The 13,613-nt window shown below is 40.6% G+C and carries 10 protein-coding genes; 2 read left to right on the top strand and 8 right to left on the bottom strand.

All coding sequences use genetic code 11. From position 1 onward, the window contains the following. Positions 1-3 precede the first annotated feature (3 nt). The 3 genes from polX to zapA form a co-directional block, all read right to left on the bottom strand. Complete coding sequence (polX, locus tag ACOMCU_RS23900; RefSeq protein ID WP_421051646.1) at positions 4-1,713, bottom strand: DNA polymerase/3'-5' exonuclease PolX; 1,710 nt, start codon at positions 1,711-1,713, stop codon at positions 4-6. A 218-nt stretch (positions 1,714-1,931) separates the two neighbouring features. Further along, complete coding sequence (locus ACOMCU_RS23895) at positions 1,932-2,477, bottom strand: CvpA family protein (RefSeq protein ID WP_010860127.1); 546 nt, start codon at positions 2,475-2,477, stop codon at positions 1,932-1,934. Between the two features lie 5 nt (positions 2,478-2,482). Continuing rightward, the gene (gene zapA, locus ACOMCU_RS23890) at positions 2,483-2,743 is read right to left on the bottom strand and encodes a cell division protein ZapA (RefSeq protein WP_010860128.1); all 261 of its coding nucleotides are present in this window, start codon (positions 2,741-2,743) and stop codon (positions 2,483-2,485) included. Between the two features lie 136 nt (positions 2,744-2,879). Here zapA and rnhC point away from each other — a divergent pair, with 136 nt between their 5' ends. Both rnhC and ACOMCU_RS23880 read left to right on the top strand, forming a co-directional pair. Beyond that, positions 2,880-3,806, top strand: a complete 927-nt coding sequence (gene rnhC, locus ACOMCU_RS23885) for a ribonuclease HIII (protein ID WP_421051645.1) — start codon at positions 2,880-2,882, stop codon at positions 3,804-3,806. A 246-nt stretch (positions 3,807-4,052) separates the two neighbouring features. Next, complete coding sequence (locus tag ACOMCU_RS23880) at positions 4,053-4,562, top strand: helix-turn-helix domain-containing protein (RefSeq protein ID WP_421051644.1); 510 nt, start codon at positions 4,053-4,055, stop codon at positions 4,560-4,562. 208 nt (positions 4,563-4,770) lie between these two features. Here ACOMCU_RS23880 and ACOMCU_RS23875 read toward each other — a convergent pair whose 3' ends face one another. The 5 genes from ACOMCU_RS23875 to nagE all read right to left on the bottom strand — a co-directional run bounded on the left by ACOMCU_RS23875 (position 4,771) and on the right by nagE (position 13,329). Then, on the bottom strand, positions 4,771-6,741 hold the full coding sequence (locus ACOMCU_RS23875; protein ID WP_421051642.1) for a methyl-accepting chemotaxis protein: 1,971 nt from the start codon (positions 6,739-6,741) through the stop codon (positions 4,771-4,773). A gap of 376 nt (positions 6,742-7,117) precedes the next feature. Continuing rightward, the gene (pheT, locus tag ACOMCU_RS23870) at positions 7,118-9,535 is read right to left on the bottom strand and encodes a phenylalanine--tRNA ligase subunit beta (RefSeq protein WP_421051641.1); all 2,418 of its coding nucleotides are present in this window, start codon (positions 9,533-9,535) and stop codon (positions 7,118-7,120) included. A 12-nt stretch (positions 9,536-9,547) separates the two neighbouring features. After that, positions 9,548-10,585 (bottom strand): phenylalanine--tRNA ligase subunit alpha, encoded by a 1,038-nt coding sequence (gene pheS / locus ACOMCU_RS23865; RefSeq protein WP_421051639.1) that lies wholly within the window; start codon positions 10,583-10,585, stop codon positions 9,548-9,550. 411 nt (positions 10,586-10,996) lie between these two features. Then, complete coding sequence (locus tag ACOMCU_RS23860; protein WP_421051638.1) at positions 10,997-11,761, bottom strand: TrmH family RNA methyltransferase; 765 nt, start codon at positions 11,759-11,761, stop codon at positions 10,997-10,999. A 128-nt stretch (positions 11,762-11,889) separates the two neighbouring features. After that, positions 11,890-13,329: an N-acetylglucosamine-specific PTS transporter subunit IIBC gene (nagE, locus tag ACOMCU_RS23855; protein ID WP_421051636.1), complete on the bottom strand. Its 1,440-nt coding sequence runs from the start codon at positions 13,327-13,329 to the stop codon at positions 11,890-11,892. Positions 13,330-13,613 lie beyond the last annotated feature (284 nt).

Below are 13,613 nucleotides of genomic sequence, written 5' to 3'. Positions count from 1 at the left end.
AACCTATTTATTTCGTCGAATGAACGCCTCGAACTGTTCACGCGTCCATGTATTGACAATCATATCTTTTTTCAACCATGCTTTATTTGCATAGCGTACGCCAATATCCATAAAGCGTAAATGCGCAATATCATGTGCATCGGTATTGATTGCTACAGGTACACCTGCTGCTACTGCCATTTCTAAATGCTCGACACATAAATCAAGACGATATGGATTAGCATTTAACTCTAAAATTTTACCATACTCTTTCGCCCATGCAATTAACTGCGCCATATCTGGATTATAGCCAGCTCGATCCTCAATAATGCGACCTGTTGGATGGGCAATCATATGGACATAAGGGTTTTGCAACGCTGTGTGTAACCGAGCCATGATTTTATCCTGTGTTTGTGTGAAACTAGAATGAATCGAAGCAATGACGAAATCTAACTCTTTAAGTACGTCATCATCAAAATCTAGCGAACCATCTGGTAAAATATCCATCTCAGTTCCTGCATATAAATAGAAGTCTGGATGCTCTTCGTTAAACGCTTCAATCTCTACACGTTGTTTCATAAGTCGTTCAGGCGTTAAGCCATTTGCCACCTTTAAATACTGCGAGTGATCGGTAATAACGCTGTATTGATAACCTCGTGCTATTAATGCTTCGCCCATTTCCGCAACCGAGTACGCTCCATCCGACCAAGTTGTATGCATATGCAAATCCGCTACAATTTCGTCAAGCGTTACTAAATCCGTAATTTCATCTGTACGGTCAAACTCCGTTGTTCCCGTACGTAAGCTAGGTGAAATAAAAGGTAAATCAAAATGGGCAAAGAATGCCGCTTCGTCCGTAAATGTCAGCACAGAACCATCAGACTGTTCTACACCGTACTCACTTATTTTCTCACCACGTGCCTTTGCAATTTGACGCATACGTACATTATGGTCTTTTGAGCCTGTAAAATGATGCAAGGCTGTTGCATACTCTGCATCCTTCACTAATCGAAAATCAACACTAACTGGCTCATCTAAATCTAAAATGACAGAAATTTTCGTATCACCGGCAGCCACTACCTCTTGTATTACGAGGGCACGCAGTAATTTTTCACGCACAACCTCAACTGCCTCCGTCACTACGATAAAATCGATATCTTTACTTGTTTCTGAAGCGCGACGGAAACTTCCAGCAACTGAAAAGCGTTCCACTTCTTCCATACTACCGAGAAGTGCTTCAATTTGTAAAACGACAGGCTCCAATTGCCAAATCGGCAAACGCTCCGAACGATTTGCAAAGTTCGCAAGCTCTTTTAAAATCTTTTCTTCTGTTTTTGCTGCAAAACCTGCTAGCTCGCGTACCTTACAAGCCTCACATGCCGCCTGTAAGCTTTCTGCTGAGTCGATGCCTAGCTCTTGATGAAGCTTGGCAATTTTTTTGCCACCTAAACCTGGTAACTTCAGTAACGGCAGTAATCCTTTCGGTACGATGTCTTCTAATTCTTTTAACAGGCTCGATTCACCTGTTGCTATAAGATCCTCAATAACTGCAGCTGTGCCTTTACCAATGCCCTTAAGCTTCGTGACATCTTCCATTTCACTCAGTGAACGCTCGTCCCCTTCAAGTGCCGCCGCTGCTTTTCGGAAGGCAGAGACCTTGAATGGATTTTCACCCTGTAATTCCATGTATAATGCTATTTTTTCTAGTGTACGAATAATCGTTTTTTTGTTCATTGGTAATTCCTCCTATCGTAAAAACACTTCCCTCAAGTCCGAGAGAAGTGCATAGTTTGCTATTGCCTATCCATTACACCAAGGCACAGTTGTACCTGTCACTTTGCTTTCGTTTCAAAAAACATCTCAGAAGATGCTTCGTACTTACACCGCTTTCTCACAGAATCAATGCGCACTCACTTCGAATGACGCCCGATACCAGTTAGAAATTCTCAGCTTTATGATGAGTGGAGATAAATATACCACCAGTTTTGGAACATCTTTGTGATAATCGGTGTATGCTCCAGTATGAGTCCGGATAACAACGACTTCGACATTAAATTTTGAATCATATCAATTGGCAACAACGCCAGAATATACAAAATAATGAACATAATTAAATAATTTTCAATCATGCCAAAAAGTGCTCCAAGCCAACGATTCATTGTACCTAAAACAGGTAAATAGGCAATAAAATCAAATATAGATGCCACAATTTGTAATGAAATCTTCACCGCAAAGAAAATAACCGCAAACGCAACTATACGGTAAAACGTGCGATCTAAATCCAAGCTATCAATAACTACTCCAAGACTTCCGGAATCTGTTACGCCCGGATATGGCACCCAAAACACAAATTTCTGTGCTAATGGCTTATAATAGATATACGCAACAATCAGGGCAACTACAAAGCTGACAATATGCATCATTTGTACGATAAAGCCACGTTTTGCCCCAACAATTAGTCCAACCAATAGCACCAATAATATAATTAAATCTAGCATTCACTTCAACCCTTTAATTTTTTCAATTCTTCTTCTAGTATTTCCATTTGCTCTTTTAAGAGTAAATAATCGTGCACCGTATTTACTGCTGTTAGGACCGCTAATTTCGCGCTATCAAGTGAGGGATTATGTAAACTCATTTCGCGCATACGGTCATCAACAATCGAAGCGACAAGTCGCATATGTCCAATAGATTCAGAGCCGACCATTTTATATGTATGACCATATATTTCCACAGAAATTTTATTCTTTTCTTGATTTTCCATAGTCGCACCCTCCAATAAAATCTTTTTGCTCACGATTTTATTCAGTAGTGAGCAACATCCACACAAAAAAGCTATTTATTATCATACCATGAAAGGTATAAAATTGTGAACAACGAGGACAGAAAGGAACGATTAAATGTCAAATATTGTACTTTTAATTTCAACAACTATGCAAAAAGAGGTAATCTCTTTTTACGCAAGCAATTTAGTAGAACGTAAAGCACCCGGGGTGGTATTCGCTGCCAAACTATCGGATACAGCCATCACTTTGTATAAATCAGGTAAATTAATGTTTCAAGGAAGCGGTGCAGATCGAGAAGCGGCACGTTGGGGTAGCGCCCAAATTGCGAATACTCCAAAATCATCCTCTATTGGAGCGAAGGGTGACGTGCTGCCAGACGGTTTTGCTTCGATGTCCGTTCTAGGCTCTGACGAAACGGGTACTGGCGATTATTTCGGACCCATTACAGTCGCAGCTGTTTATGTGCCTGCTTCGAAAATTGAATTAGTGAACGAGCTTGGCGTCAAAGATTCCAAAATGCTGACGGATGACTATATGCGCCGTATTGCACCAGATTTACGGGCTGCATGCGTCCATAGCGTACTTATATTGCGCAACGAAAAGTATAACGCGTTACAGGCAAAGGGCTACTCACAGGGCAAAATGAAAGCAATGATGCACAATAAAGCGCTCGGACATACACTGTCTAAAATAACACCTGAAAAGCCTACACATATTCTCATTGACCAGTTTGCAGAACGTGGGGTTTACTACAATTATTTAAAGAATGAACAGGAAATTGTGCGAGAAAATGTGTTGTTGTCTACAAAGGCCGAACAGCTTCATGTTTCCGTTGCAACTGCTTCCATCTTGGCACGTGCCGCTTTCTTAAAGGAGATGGACCGACTAAGTGACCTTGCTGGCGTTGAACTGTTGAAAGGGGCTTCTAGCAAGGTGGATGCATTAGCAGCACGTATATGGCGTGGACAAGGCGAAGAATTTTTACGTTCCATCACTAAATGGCACTTTGCAAATACAGAGAAGGCGAGGAAAATTAAATAAAGTTTACTTCGTTCAGAAAATACATTCATGCATTCTCCCTTATAAGATTTTAGGCAGAACTTCGTTTACTCGCCAAAATTAAAAACAAGGGCCTATCTAAAAAGCCCTTCAAACAATAACATCTGCCTTTCTTTATGGTGAAAATAGCATACTTGGATACCACTAAGCATGTTATTTTTACTTTTGGGACAGTGAACTGCCCCTAAATTGTTAGACACCAAATCTAACGATTTAGGGGTGTTTTTTATGGCTAATTTTACTGCCGAGGAGAAAATATTTATTGCTCGTCTTTACCTTGAGGGGAAACATAGTTATTTGGAACTTCAAGATTTATTTAAGGTTTCTTATCAAATGATTCAAGGATGGGTCCGTTTATATCAAGTACAAGGAGAAGAGGGATTTAAGAAATCCTATACAAGTTATTCTGCGGAGTTTAAAATGGATGTACTTAATTATATGAAGGAAACGGGTACATCCTCCTACGATGCAGCGGCTATCTTTAATATATCTTCTCCATCATTAGTTCGAACATGGCGGATAAATTTTAATGCTGATGGATTCGATGCCCTTATTCCTAAGAAACAGAGGCGAATATCCATGAAAAAAGAAACGCAGAAGGTAAAATTAGTAGAAGGTTCAGTTGAAGCGCTTGAAGAACGAATTAAACAACTAGAAATGGAGAATGCCTATTTAAAAAAGTTGAATGTTTTAGTTCAAATGCAGGAAAAATTACATCCAAAATCAAAGCGCAAGTAATTTATGAACTAAAGGTAATTATTGGACTTGGCAAAGTCCAATAATGGCAGAAGTTAGTTGCTCATAGCGTACTACTGTCGTTAATAGGGGCTATTTGGTACGAATATGTCCGATACAATGACAAAAGGTATTCGGAATGTGATCATTTCGAATACCTTTTGTCATCAATCTGAAAGGTGTCACATTATTGTAGACACCCTTGTTTTAATCATTCGTATTTAAATTGCTGAATCGATTGTTGGAGATTGTCAGACATTTCAGCAAGTGCTTCAGCTGAAGATGCGATTTCTTCCATCGTGGCAAGCTGTTCCTCTGTTGCAGCGGAAATGTTTTGTGCGCTTGCTACGTTTTCATTTGTACGTTCCAGCACAATTTCAATTCCATTTGCCACTTCGTCAGAGTGAAGTGAAATTACCTTCGCTGCTTGCGAAATTTCTCCAACTTCTTTTGTCACTTGTTGCACATTACTACGAATTTCTCCAAACGACTGCCCTGCAATAGTCGTCACTTCGATGCCTTTTACAACCTCTGCTGTCCCAATGGCCATCGACTCGACTGCTAGCTTCGTATCCTTTTGAATATAAGAAATAATATCTTTAATTTGCAGCGTTGACTGGGCTGACTGTTCAGCTAACTTTCTTACCTCATCGGCAACGACTGCAAAACCTTTGCCGTGTTCACCTGCTCGTGCCGCTTCTATCGCTGCATTCAATGCCAATAAGTTTGTTTGGTCAGCAATTTGCGTAATCGCTTCAACAATGTGGCCAATTTCTTGTGAACGAGTACCTAATGTTTGAACAGTGTCTTCAAGCGCGTGAACCGTTTTTTGAATGATTTGCATCTGCTCAATAGCTGTTTGAATAGTCTGATCACCTACAACCACTGCATCCATCGATTTGTTGGACATGACATTGACCGTTTCAGCCTTGTGTGAAATGTTTTGAATCGATGAAGACATTTCTCGAACAGCATTTGTACTTTTATGGATGATTTCGGCTTGAGAATCAACAGTTCCGGCAAACATCTGGATTGACTCCACAATTTGCGTAGTGGCCCGCTTATTTTCGTCTGTGCTTATTGTAAGCTGTTCTGACGATGAAGTTAGCAGGGTTGATTTTTCACTAACGTCACGAACAACCTCACGTAAGGAGCTAATCATTTTGTTAAATATACTAGCCAATTTACCATACTCATCATTAGTGTTCATTTCGATAAAATTACGTAAATCTCCATCACCTACCTGCTCAGCGACAGTAGCCAGTTGTTTCAGTGGGCGGGTAATCGAACTGATGATAAAGCCACCAATTACTCCACAGATGACTAAAGCGATCGCAATTACTAGCAAAGTTGTAGTGAAGATTGGTGCTGTGACAGCTGATACATCTGCCATAGCCATGGTGCCGATAATTTTCCAACCTGTTAGTTTATTCGTTACAAAGAATACTTGGTACTCCTTGCCATCTTCCTCTATATTAAATTGGCCTTCATTCTTGCCTTCCATCTCTTCTACATAGGAATCTTTGAGCGACTTCCCAACTTCTGAGAAGGGATCCGCAATACTAACATTGTTGGCGTTTACTAATGAAGCATAGCCGTTTTTACCAATTTTCACCGTATTTACAAGCTCAGAAATTCCCTCTAAATTCAGCCCAATCGAAATAACCCCTGAACCGTCTTTTAAGCCAGCGGAAACTGATAATATTAATTCTCCTGTAATAGTTGATTGATATGGATCAACCATAACACTCTTGCCTGGTGACTCTATTGCCTTTAAATACCAAGGTCTCGTAAATGGATTATAATCTGGTTCAGACTCGGCATATGGAGAACGTAAAAATTTGTGCCCTTCCATTGCTAAATTGACAACGGAAACACTGCTATGTAGCGCATTATATTTTTCTATTTCCTTTAATAGCTCGGCATCTTGCCAATCCTTATTAAAATAAGCAGCCAAATATTCGGCATCATCAAGGATGGGTGCTATTTCTTCTGAAATTAATGAATTTAATAAATCTACATTTTCGCGTGAGTTCTTACTCAATTCTGCTTGATATTGATTGGCCGCCTTCATGTATGACAATGTTCCAATTGCAAAACTTGGAATTAAAAGCGTCAATGTAAATGCCCATATTAACCGAGCACGCACGGATAAGTTTCCTCGTTTTCGATGATTTTTCAAAATGCTTATCTCCTCTTACTAAAATTTTCTATCCAGTTTCTACTATACACACAATAAATACGTTTGATTTATTTTTTGTTATTTCTAAATATTATTAAAAACTAAAAATGTAATGGTTATTTGAATTAATTTCAGAAATCGTTTATCTATAAAGAAACACCAACATTTTTGGTAGGAGCGTAGGGCGGCGAACTAACGAAGGAAGCGGCTCGGTGCTTGCCCGTCTACCTGTAACGGAATATACCTATGTGGTAGGAACAATTACTTTATTTTCTTTAATAATATTCGCCTTTATTGATATGAAAATTAATTCATTTAAACAAATAAAAAAGCTGTCTCAATGATTCTGAGACAGCCTTTGACTTATAATTTAAATTTAACGTACTTCTGTGCCTTCAATTGTAGCGATAGCTTTTAGTACTTTATTGTGTGCTGCGACAACCTCTTCGTCCGTTAGCGTACGCTCTGGATCGAAGTACGTTAACGAGAAGGCAACTGATTTTTTGCCAGCTTCCATTTTCTCACCTTCGTACACATCGAATACACGAATGTCTTTTAACAGTTTCACGCCTGCTGAACGAATAACAGCAACTACTTCTCCTGCCGCAGTTACACTATCCATTACAAGTGCGATATCACGCGACATAGCAGGGAAGCGAGGCACTGGTTTATAGCCTAGAGGTGCTTCGTTTGTAGTAGCGTCAAGTAAGGCCACTAAGTTCATTTCCATTACGTACGTATCTTTTACACCCCAAGTTTTTTGCTCAGCAGGGTGTAAACCACCAATAATGCCGACATGTTCGCCATCTAGTAGGATGCTGGCTGTACGACCTGGGTGTAGACCATCTACTTGTGCTTTTACGAAGGAAATACGTTCAGTAAGACCAAGCTTGCTAACAACACCTTCAACAATTCCTTTTAACACGAAGAAGTCTACTTCCTTTTTCTCACCTTGCCAAGCATGGTCTAACCATTTACCCGTTAGAACTGCTGCTACATGCTCTTCCTCAAAAGGTTGACCTTCTGCTGATTGACCAAGGAATACAGAACCAACTTCATATAAGGCCACACTGTCCGCTTTACGTGCAACGTTATATGCCGCAGCCTCAATTAAATGTGGAATCAAGCTTTGACGAAGCGTTGAACGTTCTTCACTCATTGGCATTAATAAACGCGTTACCGATGCTGCTTTCAAAGCAAAGCGTTGTGATAAGGCTTCTGATGTTAATGAATACGTTACTGCTTGGTATAGTCCCGCTCCTTCCATGTAGTTACGTACAACGCGACGGTTTGCTTGGTAAGGTGTTAGGCTACCTACTTGGTTTGCGCCTTCTAGTAATGTCATTGGAATTTCATCGTAGCCATATAGACGTGCGATTTCTTCCACAATATCTTCTTCAATTTTAATATCCTGACGACGTGTTGGCGCATCAATGATTAATAATCCATTTGCCGCCTCTACGCCAAATTTTAAACGCTCTAAAATTGACAGCATATCTTCTAATGAGATTTTCATACCTAGACGCTCATTGATAAAATCTGGTGAAACAACGACACGTGCTGGTGTTTTGTCTAATTCGTCCACGATGCAAGTGCCTTCTAACACTTCACCACCAGCTAATTCAGCAAGTAGTGCCGCGGCGCGTTCAGCTGCAGGTACAACGCGATTTGGATCGACACCTTTTTCAAAGCGAGCTGATGCATCTGAGCGTAGTCCTAAGTTACGAGAAGTTTGACGTACTGTTAAACCATCGAAGTAAGCAGATTCAATGACAACTGTTGTTGTCGTTTCTGTGACTTCAGAGTTTGCGCCGCCCATTACACCTGCAATAGCTACAGGTTCTTTGCCATTTGTAATCACTAAATCAGTCGCTTTTAATGTACGCTCCTGATCGTCTAAAGTTGTGATTTTTTCACCTTCTGTCGCTTTACGCACGACAATTTCACCGGTTGCGAGGCTATCATAGTCGAATGCATGTAACGGTTGACCATACTCCATTAAAATATAGTTCGTCACGTCTACAACATTATTATGTGGACGTACACCCGCTGCCATTAAACGGTGTTGTAACCACATTGGTGATTCTGCTATTTTTACATTTTTCACGACTTTTGCCACATACATCGGATTTGCTTGTAAATCTTCTACGCGAAGTTTTAACACGTCCTGTGCTTTTTCAACTGCTGTGTTGTATGCGATTTCTGGATATTTTACTTCTTCAGAAAGGATAGCACCGACCTCGTATGCTACACCTAGCATTGAAAGTGCATCCGAGCGGTTTGGTGTTAAACCAAGCTCTAACACTGTGTCACGTAAGCCTAAAATTGCAAGTGCATCAGCACCCACTTCTGCGTCAGCTGGTAATACATAAATGCCCTCTGCATAAGCTTTTGGTACAAGCTTGCCTTCAACACCTAGCTCTTGTAATGAACAAATCATACCATTCGATTCATGACCACGAAGTTTTGCTTTTTTAATTTTAATGCCACCTGGTAAATGGGCACCTGGGCGAGCAACGATTACTTTTTGACCTACATCAACGTTAGGCGCACCACAAATAATTTGTTGTGGCTCTGCTTCACCAACGTCCACTTGGCAAATATTTAATTTGTCTGCTTCAGGATGTTTTTCTTTTGAAACAACATAACCGACAACGACTTTATCCATGCCGCTCGCACGGTCGATTACTGCGTCTACCTCAATCCCAGAACGCGTAATTTTTTCTGCTAACTCTTCTGGCGCTAAGTCCTGTGTGCTGACATAATCTTTTAACCATTCTAATGATACTAACATTTTTTGTCCCCCTTACGCCTCTGTTCGCTCGAATTGTGATAAGAAACGTGTGTCACTTGTATAAAAATGACGAATATCGTCGACACCGTATTTTAACATTGCGATTCGCTCTGCACCGATACCGAATGCAAAACCAGAAACTTTCTTCGGATCATAGCCAGCCATTTCAAGTACATTTGGATGCACCATACCTGCACCTAAAATTTCAATCCAACCAGTCCCTTTACATACGTTACAGCCTGAGCCACCGCATTTAAAGCAAGAAATATCCATTTCAACAGATGGTTCTGTGAATGGGAAGAAACTTGGACGTAGACGAATTTCACGGTCTGCACCGAACATCTTTTTCGCCAATGTATCTAAAGTACCTTTAAGGTCACTCATACGAATATTTTCGCCAATTACTAAACCTTCAATTTGCATGAATTGGTGAGAGTGCGTAGCGTCATCATTGTCACGACGGAACACTTTCCCTGGACAAATAATACGAATCGACTCACCTTTTTTAGCTTCCATTGTACGTGCCTGAACAGGAGACGTATGCGTACGCAGTAATATTTCCTCGGAAATATAGAACGAATCCTGCATATCACGAGCAGGGTGTCCTTTTGGTAAGTTTAATGCTTCGAAATTATAATAATCCTTCTCAACTTCAGGCCCTTCTGCAATTTCGTAGCCCATGCCGATGAATAAATCTTCAATTTCTTCAACGACACGTGTTAACGGATGACGGTTGCCGACTTTAATTGCACGACCCGGTAATGTGACATCAATCGACTCACTTGCTAATTTTTCAGCAATCGCCGCTTCTTCCAAGACAGTCGCCTTTGCTTCCAGCACAGCTGTAACATTTTCACGAACCGTATTGACTAAAGCCCCCATTTTTGGACGTTCCTCAGCAGATAATTTACCCATCCCTTTTAATAAATCAGTGATTGGTCCCTTTTTCCCTAAATAGGCTACACGTACATCATTTAACTCTTTTAAGTTTGCTGCCGCTTCAATTTTTGCTAGCGCTTCTTGCTCTAAGTGCTTTAATTGCTCTTCCATGTGTTGAATCCTCCTTGTTCATGTAAATGCCCGCTTGCGCGAATGACACAAAAAAACCTCGCCCCTATAAAAGGGACGAGGACATATTCGCGGTACCACCCTAGTTATTGCACGATAAAATCCGCACAATCACTTCATTGCCATAACGACTCGATTGAAGCCGGCATACCTTTACAGCATTTCGCTGGTCCCGGTAGCTGCTCGCGGGCTGAATTCAAAACTGCATTGATACGGCGCTGGCTCTCAATCTCCGGCCTACGCTCCCTGTCGTCCATTCACAATCTTTACTACTTCCCGGTCAAAGCATTTCTTTATACATGATTACATTTAAAAGTGATTATACAATAATTAGCCGTTGCATTTCAAGGGTGATATGCCCGTTCTCAGCGATATTTACCGTGCTATCAGCGATTACTTTACAAATCCGTACAAAACTATCCCTGTAGCAACAGCTACATTTAATGATTCAGCTTGTCCAAGTATTGGAATAACGATATTTTGATCTGTCATCGCTAACAGCTGTGGATGGATACCACTACCTTCATTGCCCATCATGATAGCAAAAGCACCGTTATGTTGAATATCACTGTACAAGACTGCATCCTCATCCAGTGCCGTTCCAAATACAGGCACACCATTGTCCTGAAGCAAATCAATCCAATTCTCTAAATCCCCACGTACTACAGGGACATGGAAATGAGAGCCCTGCGCAGAACGCAGCGTTTTAGGATTATATAAATCTGCGCAACCCTTGCCAAGTATAACTGCATCCAAACCTGCTGCATCCGCTGTACGAATCATTGTTCCGATATTACCTGGATCCTGCACCGCATCGATCAGTAGCACCTTGCGCCATGAAGCCATCGTTTCTTCTTCAACAACTGGCTGTTTACAAACCGCAAAGACACCCTGTGATGTCTCCGTTTCTGCAAATTCCTTCACAACAGCCGCTGTCACTTCCACCATTGACACATCGTCAATCGGCCAGAGCATCGGCAAATCGACACCCTCACGCACAATTAGCTGTAGTACTTGTTCGTTATTTTTCAAAGCTTCCTCTACCAAATGGAAACCTTCAACTAAAAATTCACCAGAACGCTCACGCTCTTTGCGTGTCGTCGATAATTTTTTCCAATATTTCACTAACGCATTTTGCGTAGATTCAATTCTCTTCATCGTTCCTCGTACCGCCTTTTTCCTATTTACTGCTCTTTATTATACCTTAGAAAATGGGGAATTTCATAGTCATGAAGAAAAAGCTGTTTAACGATTATTTAATCCTCGTTAAACAGCCTGACATACCCTCAGTATTTTCGTAGTTTCTCTATTTCATCGGCAACAAACTGTACATTCGCTCCAACAATTACTTGAATGCTAGTTGGTCCCACAATATTTATGCCGTAGACCCCTGTATTTTTTATACGCTTTTGATCGACCTTCTCCATCTGCGCGACCTCAACTCGTAAACGCGTTGCACAGTGCTCTATAGAACTAACATTAGCAACACCACCTAAACCAGCATAAATTTCTGCCGCTAATTTCGAAAACGACGAGTCTGATGATTTCGTTGTTGATAATTCATCATCATCTTCTTCTCGACCAAGTGTTTTTATGTCAAATTTTAAAATTAAAAATTTGAATACATAGTAATAAATGACAGCAAAGACGAGTCCCTGTAACACAAGCATTAATGGTAAATTAGCTAGTGGAAGGCGGAGTGTTAAGACATAGTCGATAAAGCCAGCACTAAAACCAAAGCCTGCTGTCCACTGAAAACTTGCTGCAATAAACATAGATAACCCTGTTAACACAGCATGCACAAAATAAAGAACTGGTGCTAGGAACATGAACGAAAATTCAAGCGGTTCTGTCACGCCTGTAAAAAACGAAGTAAAACCTGCGGCCATTACTAAAGATGCTACTTGTTTTTTTCTTGTTGTTTTCGCTGTATGGTACATTGCTAAACCAGCAGCTGGTAAACCAAACATCATAATTGGAAAGAAACCAGCCTGATACATGCCTGTTATCCCTTTGACACCAGAACCATCCCAGAATTTCCCGATATCGTTTATACCAATTGTATCAAACCAAAAAACAGTATTTAATGCGTGGTGTAAGCCTGTTGGAATCAATAAGCGATTGAAGAAGCCATATAAACCAGCACCTGCCGCACCTAAACCACTGATACCTTCACCAAATGATACTAATGCTCCAAAAACAATCGGCCAAATATAAAATAATAATGCAGAAATAAAGAGCATGATCACAGCTGATACAATGGGCACAAGTCGTTTACCGCTAAAGAATGCTAAGAAATCTGGTAACTTGACATGACTATAACGGTTAAACATCGCCGCTGCAATCAAACCTGATAAAATACCAATAAATGCATTATCAATTTTATTAAAGGCAATATCGACAGTTGCAGGATCAACTGATTGCAGAAGAGCAACAGTATCAGTTGAAAGCATCGTCGTCACTACTAGAAATGCCACCAAACCACTAATCGCAGCAGAACCATCTTTTTCCTTCGCCATCCCAAATGCAACACCAACCGCGAACAAAATCGGAATATGGTCAATAATCGAAGCACCTGCTTTTATCAAAAACGCGGCAAGCACATTCCCTGACCCCCATCCAGTAGGGTCAATCCAATAACCAATTCCCATTAAAATAGCAGCAGCAGGCAACACAGCAACCGGTAACATCAAAGAACGTCCTAATCTTTGTAGATATCTCTTCATACACAACGATCCCCTTTCCATCATAATGAGGTGAAGACCTACAAAATGCCATAAAGTGTCTGTTTTTCCCTCAAGCACCACACAAAGACGCCAGTTCTTATTGCTATTGTGGCACTAGACATTCCTTTGTGACGGAGTTCGAAGTGAAAGACCTCTTTCCCCATGGAAAACAAACAAGAAAGGATGACACTTTAGTGTAAATATCGTAAAAGTATGAAATGTGCGCACCTACACCGTTACCATCTCACTGAGAAAAAACACCTCCTTTTGCTTTACTTTGAAAT

Origin of the sequence: Lysinibacillus sp. UGB7 (assembly GCF_049058285.1) — a bacterium.
GTDB classification, from domain to species: Bacteria; Bacillota; Bacilli; order Bacillales_A; family Planococcaceae; genus Lysinibacillus; species Lysinibacillus sphaericus_B.
Note: the sequence above shows the minus strand (reverse complement) of the source record. Positions and strands in the feature narration are given on the sequence as shown.